The organism is Curtobacterium sp. AG1037 (genome assembly GCF_003349855.1).
Lineage (GTDB): Bacteria > Actinomycetota > Actinomycetes > Actinomycetales > Microbacteriaceae > Curtobacterium > Curtobacterium citreum.
Genome location: NZ_QQAO01000002.1, coordinates 1 through 19,303, shown reverse-complemented (window position 1 = coordinate 19,303; position 19,303 = coordinate 1). Strand labels below are relative to the sequence as shown.

At 66.3% G+C, this 19,303-nt stretch carries 20 protein-coding genes; 12 read left to right on the top strand and 8 right to left on the bottom strand.

Translation table 11 applies throughout. The annotated features are described in order from the left end of the window. Positions 1–60 precede the first annotated feature (60 nt). From DEU32_RS02485 to DEU32_RS02475, 3 genes are read right to left on the bottom strand one after another with little or no spacing between them, the layout of a single operon-like run. On the bottom strand, positions 61–1,293 hold the full coding sequence (locus DEU32_RS02485; RefSeq protein ID WP_141859533.1) for an MFS transporter: 1,233 nt from the start codon (positions 1,291–1,293) through the stop codon (positions 61–63). Beyond that, positions 1,290–2,006 (bottom strand): cysteine hydrolase family protein, encoded by a 717-nt coding sequence (locus tag DEU32_RS02480; RefSeq protein WP_114849230.1) that lies wholly within the window; start codon positions 2,004–2,006, stop codon positions 1,290–1,292. The genes DEU32_RS02485 and DEU32_RS02480 overlap by 4 nt, the downstream gene beginning before the upstream one ends. After that, entirely contained in the window at positions 2,003–3,421 is a 1,419-nt protein-coding gene (locus DEU32_RS02475) for a uracil-xanthine permease family protein (RefSeq protein WP_114849229.1), read from the bottom strand. The genes DEU32_RS02480 and DEU32_RS02475 overlap by 4 nt, the downstream gene beginning before the upstream one ends. A gap of 144 nt (positions 3,422–3,565) precedes the next feature. Here DEU32_RS02475 and DEU32_RS02470 point away from each other — a divergent pair, with 144 nt between their 5' ends. Beyond that, positions 3,566–4,201: a helix-turn-helix domain-containing protein gene (locus DEU32_RS02470; RefSeq protein WP_114849228.1), complete on the top strand. Its 636-nt coding sequence runs from the start codon at positions 3,566–3,568 to the stop codon at positions 4,199–4,201. An 82-nt stretch (positions 4,202–4,283) separates the two neighbouring features. Here the strand turns inward: DEU32_RS02470 and DEU32_RS16855 are convergent, their stop codons facing one another. From DEU32_RS16855 to DEU32_RS02460, 3 genes are read right to left on the bottom strand one after another with little or no spacing between them, the layout of a single operon-like run. Then, the gene (locus tag DEU32_RS16855; protein ID WP_147281395.1) at positions 4,284–4,694 is read right to left on the bottom strand and encodes a hypothetical protein; all 411 of its coding nucleotides are present in this window, start codon (positions 4,692–4,694) and stop codon (positions 4,284–4,286) included. 57 nt (positions 4,695–4,751) lie between these two features. Next, on the bottom strand, positions 4,752–5,711 hold the full coding sequence (locus DEU32_RS02465) for a hypothetical protein (protein WP_114849227.1): 960 nt from the start codon (positions 5,709–5,711) through the stop codon (positions 4,752–4,754). After that, the gene (locus DEU32_RS02460) at positions 5,708–6,058 is read right to left on the bottom strand and encodes a PadR family transcriptional regulator (protein WP_114849226.1); all 351 of its coding nucleotides are present in this window, start codon (positions 6,056–6,058) and stop codon (positions 5,708–5,710) included. Before DEU32_RS02460 ends, DEU32_RS02465 begins: the two co-directional genes overlap by 4 nt. A gap of 171 nt (positions 6,059–6,229) precedes the next feature. Between DEU32_RS02460 and DEU32_RS02455 the strand changes: the two genes are divergently transcribed. The 3 genes from DEU32_RS02455 to DEU32_RS02445 are packed head-to-tail and all read left to right on the top strand — an operon-like array spanning position 6,230 to position 9,001. Continuing rightward, complete coding sequence (locus DEU32_RS02455) at positions 6,230–6,808, top strand: recombinase family protein (RefSeq protein ID WP_114849225.1); 579 nt, start codon at positions 6,230–6,232, stop codon at positions 6,806–6,808. Between the two features lie 10 nt (positions 6,809–6,818). Continuing rightward, positions 6,819–8,210: a Mu transposase C-terminal domain-containing protein gene (locus DEU32_RS02450; RefSeq protein ID WP_114849224.1), complete on the top strand. Its 1,392-nt coding sequence runs from the start codon at positions 6,819–6,821 to the stop codon at positions 8,208–8,210. Beyond that, positions 8,207–9,001, top strand: a complete 795-nt coding sequence (locus tag DEU32_RS02445; RefSeq protein ID WP_114849223.1) for an AAA family ATPase — start codon at positions 8,207–8,209, stop codon at positions 8,999–9,001. Before DEU32_RS02450 ends, DEU32_RS02445 begins: the two co-directional genes overlap by 4 nt. Before the next feature lie 112 nt (positions 9,002–9,113). On the opposite strand, the gene DEU32_RS02440 is transcribed toward DEU32_RS02445, so the two are convergent. Continuing rightward, entirely contained in the window at positions 9,114–10,019 is a 906-nt protein-coding gene (locus DEU32_RS02440) for a LysR family transcriptional regulator (RefSeq protein ID WP_114849222.1), read from the bottom strand. A gap of 70 nt (positions 10,020–10,089) precedes the next feature. On the opposite strand from DEU32_RS02440, the gene DEU32_RS02435 reads away from it, so the two are divergent. The 8 genes from DEU32_RS02435 to DEU32_RS02415 all read left to right on the top strand — a co-directional run bounded on the left by DEU32_RS02435 (position 10,090) and on the right by DEU32_RS02415 (position 18,075). Beyond that, positions 10,090–11,247, top strand: a complete 1,158-nt coding sequence (locus DEU32_RS02435; protein ID WP_114849221.1) for a TDT family transporter — start codon at positions 10,090–10,092, stop codon at positions 11,245–11,247. Between the two features lie 302 nt (positions 11,248–11,549). Next, positions 11,550–12,125, top strand: coding sequence for a hypothetical protein (locus DEU32_RS02430; protein ID WP_147281394.1), 576 nt, complete (start codon positions 11,550–11,552; stop codon positions 12,123–12,125). 23 nt (positions 12,126–12,148) lie between these two features. Then, positions 12,149–12,763 (top strand): hypothetical protein, encoded by a 615-nt coding sequence (locus DEU32_RS16850; RefSeq protein WP_141861286.1) that lies wholly within the window; start codon positions 12,149–12,151, stop codon positions 12,761–12,763. A 128-nt stretch (positions 12,764–12,891) separates the two neighbouring features. After that, positions 12,892–13,464: a recombinase family protein gene (locus DEU32_RS02425; protein ID WP_114849219.1), complete on the top strand. Its 573-nt coding sequence runs from the start codon at positions 12,892–12,894 to the stop codon at positions 13,462–13,464. Positions 13,465–13,929: 465 nt separating this feature from the next. Then, positions 13,930–15,393 carry a hypothetical protein gene (locus DEU32_RS02420; RefSeq protein WP_147281393.1) on the top strand — a complete coding sequence of 488 codons (1,464 nt, stop codon included), beginning with the start codon at positions 13,930–13,932 and terminating at the stop codon, positions 15,391–15,393. 212 nt (positions 15,394–15,605) lie between these two features. Next, entirely contained in the window at positions 15,606–16,568 is a 963-nt protein-coding gene (locus tag DEU32_RS16845; protein ID WP_147281392.1) for a hypothetical protein, read from the top strand. After that, the gene (locus DEU32_RS16840; protein WP_147281391.1) at positions 16,552–17,019 is read left to right on the top strand and encodes a hypothetical protein; all 468 of its coding nucleotides are present in this window, start codon (positions 16,552–16,554) and stop codon (positions 17,017–17,019) included. The genes DEU32_RS16845 and DEU32_RS16840 overlap by 17 nt, the downstream gene beginning before the upstream one ends. Before the next feature lie 450 nt (positions 17,020–17,469). After that, positions 17,470–18,075 carry a recombinase family protein gene (locus tag DEU32_RS02415; protein WP_114849523.1) on the top strand — a complete coding sequence of 202 codons (606 nt, stop codon included), beginning with the start codon at positions 17,470–17,472 and terminating at the stop codon, positions 18,073–18,075. A 492-nt stretch (positions 18,076–18,567) separates the two neighbouring features. Here DEU32_RS02415 and DEU32_RS02405 read toward each other — a convergent pair whose 3' ends face one another. Further along, positions 18,568–18,894, bottom strand: a complete 327-nt coding sequence (locus DEU32_RS02405) for a hypothetical protein (protein WP_114849216.1) — start codon at positions 18,892–18,894, stop codon at positions 18,568–18,570. Between the last annotated feature and the right edge of the window lie 409 nt (positions 18,895–19,303).

Here is a 19,303-nt window from a genome sequence, read left to right as displayed (position 1 = left end):
TATCGGTCGATAACACGATGGCAGAACGGACGCGCGCTGTCGAGGGGTCCGACCGACCGGCTACCGTCCTGCGCCCCGGAGGCCCGAGCCGGGCCGCAGCACCAGGACCGTCCCGACACCGGCGAGGACGACGGTGAACCCGACGATCACGACGGTCTGCGGCACGACGCCGAGGAGCGACCCCACCGCGACGACGGGCACCGCGAGCCCGAGGTACGCGCAGGTGAACGTGTCGGATGCGGCGGCACCACGCCGGTCCGGGCTCGCGTTCCGCAGCGCGGACCCGAGCGCGCGGCTGAACACGATCCCCGCGCCGGCACCGGCGATCGCGGCCCCGACGGCGAACGTGGCGGTACCGGCGACCGTCCCCGGGACCGTCGCGGTCGACACCGCGACCAGGACGAAACCGGTCACCACGAGCGGGAACGCCCACCGGCCGCGTTCGGACAGCACGGTGGCCCCGACCGCACCGGCGAGGAACGGCAGGGCGGCGACCACACCGACCTCCGTCACGCTCGGCTGACGGTCGCCGCCGGCGAGCAGGTGCGGCGTCAACGCGCCGAAGCAACCGGTGACGGCGAAGGCCGCGCACGCGCCGAGACGATCAGGCCACCGCGGGACGCGTGACCGCGTGCCAGCACCCGACGTCGGCTGCGGTCCGCCGTGTGCCGCCTCCGGCACGACCGGACGGGAGGCACGGGGTGCGAGCAGGGCGGCGCTCGTCGTCAGGACGGTCGCCACCACGACGTACAGCGCCCACCGCGGGAGCGCGCCGGTCCCGACCAGGAGCGCCGCTGCCGCGGGGCCGAGGGCCAGACCGGCCATCGCGAGCCCCGGCGTCACGGTCGCCCAGAACCGGACGTGCCGCCCGGCTCCGCGGGCTCGGTCGGTGACGAAGGTGACCGCGCTCGCGGCGGCGATGCCCACACCGAGGCCGCTCAGCAGCCGACCGACGACGAAGGCGGGCAGACCGGGGACGACCGCGAGCACGACGGCTGCCGCGGCCCCGAGCAGCGCGGCGACGACGATGCGACCGCGGACCGGCCAGCGTGCGCAGCGCCGCGTGCGGACGATCGACAGCCCGACCACGGCGCCCAGGGCGAAGACCGCGAAGAGCACCGTGGTGCCGGTCTCGTCGATGTCGAACGCGCGTGCGTACGCCGGGTAGAGCGGCGTGGGCACGGTCGCCAGTGCCATCGTGCCGACCGTGACGACCGCGGCGGGCACGGGGGACGCCCCGCGGACGGTCCGACCGGTCGTCGGGAGGGCTGTCTGCTCCTCGGTCGTCGTCACGCGGTCAGGTGCCCGGGGCTGCCCACCGTCGCGGACGTCCACGCAGCGAGGAGCTCGGCTGACTCGGTCACCACACCCAGGTGCAGCGACACCATCGACAGCGCCGCGCGCTCGAGCCCCTCGTCGGTCCCGCGCACCAGGTCCGACGGCACGGACACGCGGTACCCCAGGTTCGACGCGTCGAACGCGCTGTTGAGCACGCAGCAGTCGGCCATGATCCCGTCGAGGACCACCGCTCGGACGCCCATCTGACGGAGCAGGAAGTCGAGGTCGGTCGGGTAGAACGCGGAGAGGCGCTTCTTGCCGGTCACGACCTCGTCCTGCGGCTCGACCTCGGTGACGAACCGGGTCCACCGGCTCCCGGCGAGTGCGTGGTCCGCCGCGCCTGGGATCGGACCGACGTGCTGCGGGAAGGTCGTCCGCCACGCGCTGTCCGACGTCCCACCGACGTCGTCGATGCCGGAGGCGCGGAGCTCGGACCGGACGTGCACGACCGGGATGCCGAGCGCGCGGGCCGCACGGTGGAAGTCGTCGATCGGTCCGACGATCGCCCGGCCGCGAGGAGCCGGGCACGGGCACGCCGGGTCCTCGGACAGGTGTCCCTCGTGCATGTCGATCGAAACGATCGCGGTGTGGGTGGGGTCGAACCAGTCGCGGAGCGGACCGTGCGGGTCGGCTGTGCGCTGGGTGCCGTGGACGGTGATCGTGGTCATGCGTGGGTGTTCCCTTCGGTGCGGGGGACGAGCGGGGTGACGACCCGGCGGGGCTGACCCCGACGAGCGAGGAGCGGTCGCAGCCCGTGGTTCACCGCCCCGTGCAGCCCGAGCAGCAGGAACATGCCCATCATCATCGGGCTGGTCACGACCGTGGCGACCGAGGACGGCAGCGCCGACGAGATCGCGGTCGGGATGAACTGCGCGCCGAGGGCGACGATGAACGCGGTGGCGCCGACGGCGAGGTTCAGGTCGTCCCAGCGCACCGCGGCGAGCATCTGGATGCCGCTGACCGCGATGATCCCGAACAGGATCGTCGTCGCCGCGGACAGGACCGGCCCGGAGATCCCCGCCAGGAACAGGCTGACCGGGGGGAAGAAGGCCAGGGCGACGGCGACGCCCCCGGCGGTCATCGTGACGAACCGGCTGCCGACGCCGGAGACCCGGACGATGCCGGCGTTCTCCGGGTACGACGTCGTGCCGATGCCACCGAAGAGTGCCCCCAGGACCGTGCCGGCGAACTCAGCGAACAGCCCGCGGTTGACCCGGGCGGTGTCGACGGTCTCACCGCCCCAGCTGGCGATCATCGTGTACATCCCCATCGACTCGGTGCCGGCCTGCAGGAACGCGACGAGCATCAGGACCACGACGGGCAGGGAGACCCCGAAGCCGTACGGCAGCAGGTGCGGCGCCCCGACCAGGGGCGCAGCCGACAGGTCGGGGAACGACCACTGCCCCACCAGGAGCGCGACGATGCTTCCGCCGACGATCCCCCAGAAGATCGCACCCCGCTTGAGGATCCCGGTGCCGACGACCAGGCACAGCAGGACGATCAGCCCGGTGGCGACCGTCACGACGAGCGCGAGCACACCGTAGGACGGCGTCCCGGCCGTGCCGAACCAGCCGCCGGCCCCGATGGACGCGAGCTGCGCCCCGATGATGACGAACAGCGTGCCGAGGACGATGGGCGAGGAGACGAAGGCGCTGACGTGCCCGAACAGCCCGAAGCGCTTGAGCGGGACGGTGAGCAGCATGAAGACGAGTCCCGCGACCGCCATCGACCCGAAGGCCGTCCCGAGTCCGTACGCGGCGCCCGACGAGATGATCGCGACCATGAACGCCGCCGTCGGGCCCTGCACGATCGGGAGCTTCAGCACGCGGCTGGACTGCAGGATCGTCACGACGCCGGTGAGCAGGAAGCACGCCTGGATCATCAGGGCGACCTCGTCGGACGACAGCTTCAGCGCGCTGCCGATCACGTTCGGGAAGACCCAGATGCCGGTCAGGGCGAGCAGGTGCTGGACGGCGAAGAGCGCGGTGCGTCCGGCGGGCAGTCGCTCACCGAAGCCAACGGAGAGCACGGTGGGCGCGGGCGCGCTGGCGGGCGGTGACGGGGGAGCGGCATGGGTGGTCATCAGGTGTCCTCTGCGGATCGGGATCGAGCAGGGTGTTTCACTCTGATGCGAAAAGTTACATTCACATTGTTGCAGCTGTGTTTCCGTGTGTGAACACTGGCGCACCCGTCGCTCGACGGGCGCCACGCCGACGATGATGGGTGCATGCAGGCATCGACCCCGACCAGCGCGGACGCGACCGCCACCAGTGCCGGTCCGGACGCGGCCCCGATGCCGGACGGCGACGACCTCGACGCGGTCGTGGCCGGCATCGGCGAGCGGATCCGGGCCCTGCGGCAGAAGAACGAGCTCACGCTCCAGGACCTGGCCGAGCGCACGTCGCTGAGCCTGTCGATGCTCAGCACCGTCGAGCGCGGTCGGACCACCGCGTCGCTCGGAACCCTGCACGCCATCGCACGGGCCCTCGGGGTCCAGATCACGACGCTCTTCGCGCAGAGCGGCGCGGACGACTCACCGATCGTCGAGTTCCGCGACCAGATCCGGGACGTCACCGACGGTGGTCTGCACCGGCGGACCGCGGCCTACCGCGCCGACCTCGGCATCGAGGTCTACGTCGACGACTTCGACCCGCACACCTCGCACGCGCGGACCCCGTCGCAGCACCCGGGCGACGAGATCGGGGTCGTGCTCGAGGGTGAGCTCGAGCTGCAGTTGGGCGGCGAGATCTTCTCCGCCGCCGCCGGGGACGTCGCGCAGTTCAGCGCTCGGCGGGCGCACCTCGTGAGCAACGTGTCCGATCGGCCCGCCCGGGCGGTGTGGATCAACCTCCGCCGCCTCTGACCCGTCGCTTCCGGCGGACGCTCCGGAGCGACCCCGTGCGTGGGGAGACCGGATTGCTCGCCGGCCGGCCGGGGTGCCCCGGTCACCAGGCGAGCTGCGTGTCGTCCTCGAACACCGCGCCGGTGGGGCCGTCCGCGGGCAGGGTCGCCAGGCGTACCGCCACAGCCGCACCTTCGTCGGGTGTGCGAGTGCCGCGGAAGTCGTTGAAGTCGGTGGCGACGTGGCCGGGGGCGGCGCCGTTGATCTTCAACGTGGTGTCTGCGAACTCGCGCTGAATGCTCCTGACGATGACCTGAACGGCCTGAGCCCAGCAGCAGCCCTTCGGAACGAGCGAGCTGAGGACGTGATTCGTTCGGCCGGCCAGTCGGCGTTCCGTCGCGCCGAATGAAGGCCGACGAGCAGGCCGACTCAGCTGCTTGGCCGTCTCGCTAAGCGGACCTTCACCGGAACCTATTCCGGACCACTCATCCGGACAGTGCGTGTGGCCGTTCACGCTGAGTTGCGTAGAAGTGGTCACGCTTTCTTGCCGTAACTAGTCGGCCGTCGAACTTCAGCTACCGCTTCGTTTGGCTGTCCGCTTGGTCGGCGGGCGGGGTAGTTCCAGGCGTCCAGCGCTATGAAGGGCTAGGAGTAGCAAGCCGATGATGAGTGGGACGGCGAGGATGGTGACGGAACCACTGTCACCGACGTACCCGCGAAGCCTATTGAAGCTGAGCGCCCCGACGTACGGCACCAGGCTCAGCACGATCGTGAAGGCAGGACGCCAGTAGCGGGCGAGAGCCAGCCCGATCGCTACGAGCTCGAGGACGCCCGTTGCGTACCAGGCATAGAGGTTTCCGTTCCAGATCGATCGGCTGTAGAGCCACTCGGTGAAGTCGCTCGTCGAGGCGTAGCTGAGCGCACCGAGCAGCGCCCAGCCAACAGTCGCGGCTGCGGTGTGATGCGACCGGTGCGGCCGGCCTATCGCCGCAACGGCAGCACACATGCTGAGCAGGAACAGTGTCGCTCGATCGACGCTCCACACTCCGGACGGGGAGGCGAAGAAGTACGGCGACACCCCAGCGAGCAGCATCAGGATGAACAGCGTTGCCCTCCCGATCGCCCACCGCCCGGTCAGCGCCGCCAGGAGCGCGATGATCCAGAGCGCGGCGAACGCGAAGCCGGTGTCCCGGAACGGTCCGACCTGGACCATCAGTCCCGGAGTCGGGTTGCTGCGGATCCACGGAGACCAACTCGTGAAGACGAACTCGGCCAGGGCCAGGCCGGCCCCCATCGCGAGCGCGACGGTGCTCGCGGCGTTCCGAACCTCTGGAACGACGACACGGTCGAGGCGGGCCTCGAGCCCGTGCTCGGCGATCGCCCAGCGCTCCTTGAACGTTGGATGCGCACGGCTTTGACCGTCGGCGACGTCGAGGAGCGTTCCCAGGAAGGCTTCGCCGTGCGCCGCCCTCCAGGAGCGGGGATACCAGGCGAGAAGGCGACGGTACCGGTGCTCCATTGCGCTGGTCATGCTTCAACCGCCCGACCGGAGACCACGGCCGGTCGACGGAGGCCAGCTTCGAGAGCTCGTACCTTGAGCGCGAGGCGCTGGGTTTCGTCCTCCAAGCGCTGCGTTCCCGCTGAGGTAAGCGTGTAGTAGCGCCGGAGACGCCCCCCAACGACCTCGTCTCCGGCGCCTTCCACCAGACCGTCTGACTCGAGCCGTTCCAGTGTTTTGTAGAGCGTCGTCACTGCGAGCGTGACATTGCCCGCGGAAAGCTCGGCGACGGACTGAATGATCCCGTAACCGTGGGCCCGACCACGAGCGAGTGTGGTCAGGACCCAGAACGCCGGCTCCCGCAGTTCGGCTGTGCTCATACATCGAGCATATACCCGTATCGGGGGTATTACTAGGGCGAAAGCATCCAACTCGTGAACGGTCGTTCACGAGACGCGCGCTGGCCTTGGCGCGGAATCGGCGCGCCGCTGTCTCGTGATCCGTGTCCGTGATCTATGTACCGAACCCGGCGTTCGCGTTACAGTTCCCGCATGGCATCGGTCGGATACGCGCGAGTCTCGACGCGAGAGCAGCATGCCGAGGGGCAGACCGACGTCCTCGACGCCTCCGGCTGCGAGAAGGTGTTCGTCGACTACGCCTCCGGCACGCTCGCGACGAGGCCGGCGCTGACCGAAGCACTCGGCTACCTTCGCCGCGGTGACACGCTCGTGGTGACGAAGCTCGACCGCCTGGGACGGTCGGTGAAGAACTTGAAGCAGATCGCCGACGAGCTCCACGACCGCGGCGTCGGTCTCCGCGCGCTGTCGCAGGGCATCGACACCACGACACCGGGCGGGCGGTTGTTCTTCCACATGCTTGCCGCGATCGCGGAGTTCGAGCACGACCTCATCGTCGAACGCACCCACGACGGACTCGCCGCCGCCCGCGCCCGCGGACGCTCCGGCGGGCCGAAGTTCAAGATGACCGCGAACAAGATTCGGCAAGCCCGAGCGATGTACAACGCCGGCGGGCACACCGTCCAGGAGATCGCCGACACCTTCGGCGTCTCCCGCCCCACCATCTACCGGCACCTGCAGGGTGACGCCGCGGGAGCGACGTCACCGATGTAACGAGCGCAGCGTGGACGCGGAAGCACGGTGGCAGATCCTCCGATTGCACGTCGAGGATCGGGTCCCGCTCGCTGTCCTCGCCCGCGACAGTGGCGTCCCCGTCCGGACTCTCGCGAGTTGGTTGGCGCGCTACCGGAAAGCCGGGGCCGCGGGACTTGATACCGCCCGCCGCTCCGACAGTGGCCAGCGGACCACGCCTCCGGAACTGGTCCGACTCATCGAGGGGCTAGCACTGTCGAGGCCGCGACCATCCGTCGCGACGTTGCATCGGCTCGTGGCCCAGGGTGCAGCCGATGTGGGAACGATCGCACCGTCGTACTCAACGGTGCGACGAATCGTTCGCGGCCTTGACCCCGCGATGATCACGCTCGCCCTCGACGGGCCGACGTCGTACCGCGACAAGCACGAACTGGTGCTCCGGCGACGGGCAACCCGTCCGAACCAGGTGTGGCAAGCAGACCACACCATGCTCGACATCCTCATCCGAGGCGCCGACGACAAACCAGACCGGCCGTGGCTGACTGTCATCCTCGACGACTACTCCCGCGCCATCTGCGGCTACATGGTCTTCTCCGGCGCACCGTCTGCGATGAACACCGCACTCGCGCTCCGGCAAGCGATCTGGCCGAAACCTGACCCGTCATGGGCGATGTGCGGTGTTCCAGACGTGCTGCACGTCGACCACGGCAGCGACTTCATCAGCCACCACCTCGAGCACGCCACCCGCGATCTGCACGTCCGGATCATCCACTCCACAGTCGGCCGCCCACAGGGCCGAGGGAAGATCGAACGCTTCTTCGGCACCATCAACACGGAACTGCTCCCAACGCTGCCCGGGCACCTTGCCGCCGGTACCGAAGCCGTGCCGACGCTGCGGCTACCGGACCTCGACGACGCCGTCCGATCCTTCATCAGCAGCTACAACACCCGCACGCATCGAGAGGTTAAGACCAGCCCCCACGACGCGTGGATCGGTGACGGTTGGCTGCCCCGCCTACCTGACTCGCTCGAAGCTCTCGACGGACTGCTGCTGACCGTGCCGACCAGCCGAATCGTGCAACGCGACGGTGTGCACTTCCTCGGCCAGCGCTACCTCGCCCCCACCCTCGCCAGCTTCGTCGGTCACCCCGTAACCGTGCGCTACGACCCCCGCGACGTCTCCGAGATCCGCATCTTTGATCACGACACCATCATCTGCGTCGCCGTCGACGAGGACCACCCCAACCTCCGCCCCTCCCTGCACGACATCGACACCGCACGACGGGCACGACGCCGGCAACTTCGTGCCGGCATCAACGAACGCATCCCACGGGCCCTACCCGCGCGTGACCCCGACCAGTCTGTGCCGCCCACCCCGCGGCCCAAACCGAAGCTCCGGACCTACGAAGAGGACCACCCATGACCGGCAAGTTCATCATCACGAAGGAACACCGCCGCTTCACCGAGTTCGCCAACGTCGTCCGCAAAGAACACACCATCGGGATCTGCTACGGCGACGCCGGCGTCGGCAAGACGATGTCTGGCCGCCGCTACGCCAACTGGGACACCATCGAACCCCACCTCGGCGGACACTTCGGCCCACGGGACATCGACGACAAGCTCGTCACCGCAGCCGGGCGTGCTCGGAGCGTGTTCTACACCCCGCCCGTCACCACCGGCACCCGCAACCTCACCAGCGAACTCAAGCGACTCGGCGACGACATCGACCTGCTCATCACCCAACATCTCGACGACTGGAAAACTCTCACACCCACCAGCCCCAGCCGCGTCGAGCTGATCATCATCGACGAGTCCGAACGCCTCTCCGCCACCGCGCTGGAGATGCTCCGCGACCTCCACGACCGCACCCGCGTCGCCGTCGTCCTCATCGGCATGCCGGGCCTTAACCAACGCTTCCGCCACTACCCGCAGCTCTTCAGCCGGCTCGGGTTCGCCCACAACTATCAACCCCTCACCACCGAGGAACTCATGTTCGTCCTCGACCGGCAGTGGAAACGCCTCGGCCACGAACTCGACCCAGACGACTTCACCGATCACCAAGCCGTTGCGGCCATCGCCCGCATCACACGTGGAAACCTCCGGCTCCTCGAACGCCTCTTCCCCCAGGTCGCTCGCGTCCTCAAGATCAACGAGCTCGACACCATCACCGACGACGTCATCGAAGCAGCAGCCAGCACACTCGTCATCGGATGATGCACAACAGCGTGACCAGAACCAGGCAACACAGCGTGAACGGTCACAGCAGGACCACAGACGTTCGCGTCGCGCAACGCGGCCGCAATTGGGTGTCTCGATAGCCGATCGGCTATCGGGACTGTTGAGCGCTGTCGAGGAATGCCGTGACGGCGGGCCCCGGGTGGCCGGTCCAGATCGCGCGCAGCGATCGGATCAGTGGCGGGCCGAGTAGCGGCACTCGGACGAGGGCACCGTCGGCGAGGTCTGTGTCGACGGTGCGGAGACTCATCACCGCCGGTGCGATGCCCGCTCGAGCGTTGGCGCGGATGATGCCCGTCGTCTCCAGCACCGCCGCCGGCGGAACCAGCGTCAGACCCGCGTCGTCGAGCCATGCCTCGACCGTGGCGCGGGTGCCGGACCCTTCCTCACGGAGTAGCAGCGGCGTCTCCGCGAGGTCATCCGCGGTGATGCCCGAAGCCCTCGCCCACGGATGGTGCGCAGCGATGACGACCACCAGTTCGTCCTCGTCGACCACCAGCGAGGACAGATCAGCCGGCGCAGCAGGAGTCTCCGTGAACCCGACGTCGGCAGCGCCGGAACGGACGAGGTCGGTCACGTCGGCGGAGTTCCCCGCGATCAACCGCACCGACGCATCCGGCGCGGCAGCCCGATGGGCGAGCAACCATCCAGGCAGCAGAAGTTCGGCGATCGTCTGCGACGCTGCGACCACGAGGGATCCAGCCGGTTCCCGCAGCGCGGCGACGCCTGCTTCGAGCCGCCGGGATGCCTCCAACACCGGGACGCCCAGACCGAGCACCACCCGGCCGGCGTCGGTCAGCGCGGTCCCGGACGCCGTCCGGTGCGCCAGCGGCTGACCGGTCGCCTGCTCCGCGGCACGCAAGCGCGCAGACACCGCCTGCTGCGTCACCCCCAACACCTCGGCCGCGCGGGTCAACGAACCGGTCTCCGCGACGCGGAGGAGGACCTCGAGGGTGTCGAGGTCCAGAGTCCGGTCCGTCAACCGCCGCAGTCCCACAAACCATCATTGTGCCCTGCCAACGAGTCCGCCGTTCCCGACCCACGGGGAACACACGCACGATGGGTTCATGTCCGCTCACCTCGCCCACGCACCCGCGACGTCCGAGCACGATGCGCGCGACCGGCGGCTGTTCCGGGAGCTGGAGCGGCCCGGTCTGATCGTGTCGAACCTGACCCCGAACTGGTTCGCGTCGATCATGGGCACCGGGATCGTCGCCGTCGCAGCTGCATCACTCCCACTGCAGTTCCCGGGGCTCCGCACCGCCGCAACAGTCGTCTGGGCGATCGCCGCGATCCTGCTCGTCGCCCTCACCATCGCGACGGTCCTGCACTGGGTCCGATACCGGAGCACCGCGGCAAAGCACCACCTGCACCCGGTGATCTCGCACTTCTACGGGGCACCGCCAATGGCGTTCCTCACCGTCGGCGCCGGCACGATCCTGCTCGGCAAGGACTGGATCGGCCTCCCCGCGGCCGTCACCGTCGACTGGGTCCTCTGGGCCATCGGCACGGTCGGCGGGCTGCTCACCGCAGTCCTCGTGCCGTACCTGGCGTTCACCCGTCACGAGAACAAGCCCGACTCCGCGTTCGGCGGGTGGCTGATGCCCATCGTCCCGCCCATGGTGTCCGCCTCCACCGGCGCACTCCTCCTGCCGTACGCCCCCGCCGGACAGGCGCGCGAGACACTGCTGTGGGCCTGCTACGGCTTCTTCGGCCTCAGCCTCATCACGTCGCTGGTTGTGATCACGCTGATCTGGAACCGACTCGCGCAGCACAGGGTCGGAGCCGCCGGCATGGTGCCGACCCTGTGGATCGTCCTCGGACCGGTCGGGCAGTCGATCACTGCGGTGAACCTCCTCGCCTCGAACGCGCACACCGTCGTTGACGCCTCGACCGCCCACGCGCTGCTGGTCGTGGCGCTCGTGTACGGGTTCGCGATGCTCGGCTTCGCGCTGCTGTGGACCGTCATCGCCCTCACCATCACCATCCGGACCGCCCGAGAACACCTGCCGTTCAGCCTGACCTGGTGGTCGTTCACGTTCCCCGTCGGCACCTGCGTCACCGGCCTCAACGGCCTCGCCCTGCACTCCGGACTCACCGTCGTCGCCGTCCTCGCAGTCGTCTACTACGCCGGCCTCGCCACCGCGTGGATCACCGTCGCCGTCCGCACCTTCCACGGCTCCGTCATCCGCGGCACACTCCTCGCACCACCCAAGACAGCCTGACGACCCTGGCGCGGATCAGCCTTGCGAGCAGCCATATGGCGCTACCAGGATCCATGACCGCGTCCCGGTAGCCGATCGGCTATCGGACGTTCAAGGAGCTGTGCCACTCCCCCGGAGCTGCTGGGACAACTGGTGTCCGTGTGATGATTCGCGATGACATGCACGATCTCGCTCGCGATCTGTTGCGCTTCTAGCGGAGGCGTCCGTACAGGTGACGTTCACCTGACTGCTCCGGTGCGGTGGATACCAGCATCCCTAGCTTTGGGCGCATCGGCACTGGGCCGATCGGTTAGGGGATTGAGATGTTCTTTGGCTCGAAGCAGCGAAGCGCTGCGATGGTTCTCGCGGCCTGTGCTGCGGGGCTCGCTCTAGCGTTCGGAGGGGCGACAGCGGCGACCGCAGACACAACGCCAGGTAACGATGCGGCCGCGTCGGTGGTTCTCACGCCGGGTAGCACGGACACGGTCGCGGCGGAGACTTGGAAGATTCCGATCCCGACTGACGGCACGACCGACCCGCGATTCGGGCAGTCCAAGGTGACGATCGGGGGTTGCGAGGGCAGTTTCACCGCCGTCACTGCCGTCCCGGCAGAGCACGAGTTTCAGTGGGGATCGCAGCTACGGTGCACGGAGAGCGTCGCTGCCCGAACCGGTATCGCGATCCAGTACTGCACCCGTGACGGCGGTCCGGAAGACTTCGACTGCGAGGATGTCGCGGCGAACGGTGGGGCGTACACCGCGGGCGCGTATCACGTCGCGCACACGTACGCGAAGTGCCGAGGTAGCGCACACTTCCGACCGGTTGCATGGAACCTCAAGGTCAAGAACCGTACTTACGGCAACGTGACGGGCAACGTCAACACGATCACCTGCAGTTAGAAGCACGTCACAGGAGCAGCGTCATGTCATCCAACGACACCGCCACGACGGTCGAAATGCGGTTCTGGCGGGACCAGCTGCTCAGCAACGCTGCTTTCTGGGATCGGGTGGAAGGTCACCCTGGGACCCTCTACCCGATTCCTGGAGCAGAGCCATCCGGTAGTGCACCTCGGGAAGGAACATGGACCGTCGCTCTTGACGGAAACCGCAACGTCATCGCCGCGACCAGCTCTGGGGATCGTGACGATTGGCACACCGTGCGCGTCGTCGGATCGGTCTTCGTCACCTCGTACGACTCGGAGACGATCGAGCTCGACGGGCACGAAGTATCCGCCGTGAGTACCTATCTGGACGTTCGGCCACTCCTCGCCGACATCGACGAGCCCACTTCCGTACAAGTGGGTGCAGATGAATTCACCACGGCGACATACACCAACCCGGAGGTGATGGCTACGTTGACTCGCGCTCTCGCCCTCGTGGAGGGGGGAGAACGCCTCGACATTGCATACCGCGCCGACGCAGGACTGGTGCACTGGGTTCATCGTTTTGCCGACGGGCGCCTGTGTGAAAGCGTCACCGTCAACCTCAATGGTGCAGGTTCTCAAGACGCAGCGTCGCCTTCGACATCGCCCACCTGAGGTACACCCCAACTAGACGTCAACATGAGCGGTCGACGCGCGTCCGACTAGGGTCCAATTCGGCCTTCTCTGACAGAGGCGTGGGAGGCTCATAGACTCTAACCTGACAGATGTGGGTTGGAGGCACCGTGTCGGGTCAGAGGGTCGGGTACGTGCGGGTGAGCACATTGGATCAGAGCACTGTGCGGCAGCTCGACGGCGTCGCGCTGGATCGGGTGTTCGAGGACAAGGCATCCGGGAAGGACGTCGACCGGCCGCAGCTCGACGCGATGATCGGGTTCGTCCGCGACGGGGACACCGTGCTGGTGCACTCCATGGACCGGCTCGCCCGGAACCTTGAAGACCTCCGCCGGGTCGTGCGCCGGCTGACGGAGAAGAAGGTTCGCGTCGAATTCGTCAAGGAGCAGCTGACCTTCACCGGTGAAGACAGCGCGATGGCGAACCTGCTGCTGAACATGATGGGTGCGTTTGCGGAGTTCGAACGCGAACTGATCCGCGAACGCCAACGCGAGGGCATCGCGTTGGCGAAGCAGCGTGGCGTGTATCGCGGCCGGGCGCGATCGCTTGGTGCGGTGCAGATCGCGGAGCTGATATACCGCGCCGGCACCGGAGTACCGAAGACGGTACTGGCAAAGGAGTACGGCGTCAGCCGAGAGACGGTGTACGCCTACCTCCGCGCAGCATCACCCGCGGGTGAGTGAGGCAAGAGAGCGTGATCAGAACCGCGCAGATCAGCGTGAGCAGTCACACAGTGCGACGGCGCAGTCGTTCAAAGACCTCGTCCTCACTGCCGAGCGTCCGGTTGACGACCGGCTAACGAGACGCCGGGAGTGCCGTCCTACTGTGCTGTGAGCAGCTTCGCTTTGTGGCGTCGTTTTGGTGGCGGTCCGTGTCGGGTGAGGTCGAGCACAGCCGGCGCCGAGGTTGCGTCCGTTGTGTACCGCCCCTGGGTGGGGCGTCTGTCTGGCGGGTGTCCGGGCGGCTACCGGGGTCGGCCTGCCGGATGACCTTGTATGAAGTAAAGCTCAGTCCATCGCGGTACAACCGGATCTGACCGGGGGTTTACCTTCCGTGACCCAAACCGGTGGCATCTCGGCTCCGCCGCGCACCTCTTACGCTGCGCAAGTTGACAGCAGCCCGTGCTGTCGCCTGACTGAGGGGGTCTCGTGCTCAGCTTGCACGCTTCACGTGTTCGACAGCGCAGCGCTGTCATCGCGGCTTTGGCTGCACTGGCACTCTTGGGCTCTTTCCTGGCCGCGACGCCGGCTCAGGCGCTGAGCGACACCGGTACTGGTGGTGTCTTCGTTCCGGTTGGTGGGGCGCGCATCGTCGATAGCGCGATGACCGCCAAGCAGTGGAAGACGGTCCAGGTCGCTGGGAAGGGCGGAGTTCCGTCTGATGGTTCCGCCGGTTCGGTCGCGGTCGTCGCAACATTGATCGGGATCTCGAACCAGGGCATCCTGACCGGCCGGCCGAACGATGACGAGCCGAGCACGACGATGGGGATCTACGGCGGCGAGAACAAGCAGAACACCTCGTTCTCCGCTGTCCTGGCCATTAACAGTGACGGCACGATCCAGGTGTCTGCGGAGACGAACGCTCGTCTCCTGCTGGACGTGCAGGGCTATTACACGGCGAACACCGATGGCACCGCTCCTGGCGGCTTCGTCCCGATGAACGGGTCCCGCATCGTCGACACCCGCAACGGCACCGGCGCCCCAAAGGCGGCGCTGACGTCAGGGAAGACCGTGGACCTGCAGGTCGGTGGCGTCGCCGGCGTGCCGAAGGACGCGTCCGCGGTGATCGTGAACATGATCGCCGCGAACACGGGCAGCACCTCTGGCTACTTCACCCCGTACCCGACCGGCAGCACCAGGCCCCCGAACTCGTTCAACTACGCCGGCGGCGGGGTTGCGACGTCGATGCAGGCACAGGTCAAGCTCTCCTCTGCTGGCAAGCTGACCGTCTTCAACCAGGACAGCACCGCCGATCTCGTCCTCGACATCCAGGGGTACTTCACTGCCGCTGGTAAGGGCGGCGCCGTCTTCACTCCCGGTGCTGGGCGGGCCTACGACACTCGCACGAGCGGGAACACGGTCATGGGCAAGAACGAGACACGTTCGGTCCAGATCGCTGGCAAGGCCGGCGTGCCCGTCATGGGCTCAGGCATCAACGCTGTCGTGCTAACCCTCACCGCACTGAAGAGCACCGCCGGTTCAGGCAACGCCACGGTTTGGGCCGATGGCACAACGCGCCCGAATACGACGTCGATCAACTTTGACGAGACCACCATCCGCACCAACACCATCACCGTGCCCCTCGGCACAACCGGGAAGGTGTCCCTCAATAACGTCGCGGACGCCACCAACTACGTGATCGACGTGCAAGGTTGGTACGCCAACCCGCAGGCGCCAACTATTGTATGTAAGAACTACGCAAATGGCTTCTGGGCCAAGGAGCTCCCGTCGAGCCCCGCTGTCTGTGGCGTTACCGTTCCGGCGGCTGCTTTCAGTGGCCAGCAAGTCCGTGTGGAGTTGGACGGGAAAGAGAGTGCGCTTCTGGCGCTCAATACAAATTCGCAGACCACCGTTGAGGCTGACGTGCCGAACGCGCCTGGGCAGCACAGCTGAGTGCGAGCCTCGTCGATGCTGATGACGAGAACCAAACAGCAGTCTCGGCACCATATGTCGTCGGCTTCGGAGACTGGGCATCTGCAGCTTTCATTGAGTCACCCACGGACGGTATCACCACGAATCTTGAACCGAGTTTGAGTATTCAATCAGCAACTGATGCGATTGACAGCGGCGCGGAGGTTGTGTTCTCTGTAAGCACCACCTCGGACATGAAATCAATCATCGCTCAGTCCGACCCGACTGATGCCGCAGCGGGCTTCCCGATGCCAGACGGAGTCCTGAAGAGCGCGCAGCAATACTATTGGCGGGCATCGATTACCGGTGTGTCCGGAGGCGGTGCGACGCCGATCACGGTATTGACGCCGATCTGGACATTTACTGCGCAAGCCCCAGCGGCCGATGACGTTGACTGGACAATTCAGTCCTCGGATACACTTGCGGACGCGGTCAATCGGGCGGTGGCGGACAACGGTTCTGTTTCCACGGCGGCAAGCCTGAACGGTCTGAGTGAGGTGCTCGCCAACGGCAACTCCACGAACTTCCCAGGCTTGTCCTCGCTCAGCACTGATGACGCCGCTCGCCTTGCATCCCAGACGGCGACCGCTGTGAGTAACGGCACCGATCTGCCGGCCGAGGCGCAAACCCTGGCGGTTGACGACAGCTCGGGTAAGCCTGTGGCGACTAGAAGCTCGATGAAGTCAACGAAGTCGTCACACGGCTCTGTCGTGCTTGCTGGTGCAATCTATGGCGGTTATTCTTACGAGCAGACCAAATGGGCTAAGCACTGGGTCATCAACAGCCGTGGCGTTAGCGTGTTGAAGGATCAGGTGAAGCTTCGTTGGATTGTTGACCCAGGCAACAAAACTAGCCGCATTGAGTACAACACTCTTTATTCGCCTTCTACTGGGTTCTTCTATGGGCTGACCTATCAGTCGAAGGTGCGCGAAATTGGATTCCTCTCGCAGGCGGACCTTGCAAGTACGGGCTGGAGAAGTGGCTACATGAATGGCCACTGGGAAAAGTACCTCACAACCCCCCAGCGAATGAGTGGTAAAACAATCGACTTCACCACGGAGCTAGCGGTGAAGCATGGAAAGCAGCGTTTCACCGACTGGGAAGCTTCGGGAGATGCGAAGTGTGCAAATGGGATCTCAAGTGACTGCAAGTTCTGACAAAGAGTATCCGGGAGTTGAGGGCCTTTCTGCCACCTCGCTGCCCGCTCGGGTCGCGGCGCACTACGCCAGGTTTGGTTCCGATGAGGAGCGTCTTGCTTTGGCGGCCAATCCAGCGCTTCCGACGGATGTCGCCCTGGTTCTATCTCGGGACGCATCCCTCGGCGTTCGACAGACCCTCGCTGGAAATAACGGGACGGAGGCAGAGGTTCTGTGGATGCTTTCGCAAGATGCCGACCTCGACGCGGAGTCCGTTGGCGGCAATTGGAATGCTCCCGTAGCGCTCAAGCTATCGATGCCTTTGTGGAAAATGACGCGTCGCAGCCTGGACAAGTTTCTTTTGTCAGTGCAGGCAGATCCCGAGGAGCGCGATCGGTTGCTGATGACGCAGGCCCGCTGCGGGCCGCGATCGAAGTTGCTCCTTGGGGATGCTTGGAAAAAAATTCGTTGATTTGAATTTATGCTGAGCGCAAATAACTCATGAAGCATTCCTATTGACCGTGTTGATATGCATGAAGCAGAGGGTTAGTTAATCTCGAAGTATCACTTCTGGCGCGACTGAATCGTCTCGGACGGGCGGGTGCACTGTTGGCAGTGCGCCCGCCCTGACGCGTTCTGCCGTCGCGTAGCGCGGGGCCTTCGTTGCGCAGGTTGTGGCCGGTCTCGCGGCGAGCTTGAGGGTTAAGTCGTCCTCGGCGCGCCATGACGGTTCGTGCGCATGCGAGGGCATGTCATCGTCATTTGTCGTGGATCCCTATGGTTGCGAGACGTCTCGTCAGCGCCGCGACCGCTCCCGCAACATCCGCGAGATCCCGTAGCGCGACGAGTCTCGCAACTATGTGTCGCAAGCAACGGACAGAATCACTGTCGTGAAGGTAGGTTGCGAGACGCGGGCGGCACCTTGGTGAAGCTCATCGGGTACGCGCGCGTATCGGCCCGGCAACAGGACACCGACCGGCAAGAACAGGACCTGCTCGCCGCGGGTGTCCGCCGCGACGACCTCTACATCGACCACGGCGTGTCCGGAGCCCGCGCCTCGCGCCCGGCGTTCGACCGAGCACTCGACGCGCTGCATGACGGTGACACATTGGTCGTCACCACCCTCGACCGACTCGGCAGGTCCACGATCGACATGCTCAGCTTTGCTGCGCAGCTCCGTGACCGGAACGCTGGGCTTCGCGTGCTGAACCTCGGTGGCGGGGGCGGTGACGTCGACACGGCAACGCCGATGGGGTCCATGGTGTTCTCCGTCATGGCGGCCCTCGCGCAGATTGAACTCGAGATCAAGCGCGAACGGGTCCGCCACTCCGTCACCAAACGCCGCAACGCCAGCCAGGATCTTGGTGGCCGACGTGCGCTGTTCACGGATAGCCAGGTTCGAGCCGCAGTTCGGCTCCTCGACGCTGGTGAGCCAGTTTCCCAGGTTGCCCGCGACCTTGGGATGTCCCGCGCCACCCTGTACCGCCGCATCCGGCTGCTCCAGGAAGGCGATACGAAGCGAAGCTAGAAGGGCGACACCGAGCGGAGCTGCTCACAGGCTCCGGGGGAGTATCGCAGCTCCTCGAACGTCCGGTAGCCGATCGGCTACCGAGACAACGGTCCGCCTTCGCTGACCGAGCTCAAGATGAGAACCGGCGGGCACACTGGCACGTCCTAGGACTCCCGCCCGGCGACGTTCGTTTCCCAGTGTGCGAACACGATTGAGTCGCCCAGACCCAGTTCCCGAGCAATCGCCCCGGCCAGACGCTCACCCTTGAGTCGCTGCTCATCGCAAGTCCGTGTATCGGGCCAGCCAGTCTCGTAGGAGTACAGCGAATTGAATGTGGCAGCCCATTGGCGAATGTCTGCCTCGAGCCACGCCGGTAGCTGCGGCTCCCCATCCGGCGCTCCGCCGTCGTCCCGCCAGAGCGGCCAGTCGGCGCTGTAGTCGTTCATGAGTCGATAGCGCACCTTCACAGGATCGCACGCGCGCCTGCAACATGTCCCGATGGCGGATCGGCTACCGGTCTGCCGAACGCTGCTCGCCCTCGGGCAGAAGATGCCCGATGGCTCGTAGGACGTCGCCCAGCCAAACGAGTTCCCAGTTCAACGTCCGGTCGGCGGCCGGCGCTGACGTCAGGTTGTCCCACGACTCGGTCAGCTGCCCGATCGTGGCCTCGGGTGGATTGCTCGACACGTCGTACAGGCCCGGAGCGGGCAACGAGTAGAAGTAGTCCTCACGCAGCACGACCGACTCCCCGTTCGCATGTTCGACGTGCTGAAGGATCCGATCGAACACGAGACGGAGATCAGTCACCGGGATCTGAAGACCGTTCCACTCAGGCATCCCACGAACATGGCGCAGAGGGGCTGTCTCGTCAACCGATCGTTCATCGGACGGAGGGCGGAAGTTCGGCGCGATCCGCCCAAAGAACGAGTCCTCCTTTAGGCGGAACGGCGTGCCATCGGCCGTTGCGACGCTTCGTGCCGCCGTACCGTGATCCCATGAGGAAACGGTTGCTCGTGTTCAGCCCCCCTGCCGGCGCGCTCGTGTTGTTGGCCGCCTGGTGGGTCACCCAGCGAGCTGGCGTCGTGGATGTAGTCCCGACGCGGGACGACACTTTCCTGACGAACCCGTACGCAGTGCTCGTGATGATCGGGTAGTCGCTCGCTGCTTCATGAACGGGGGTTACCGCCGGCCTGTTGGGCTTCCCAAGCAGTTCGAATGGGATCGGTGTCGTACACGATGTGCAGGT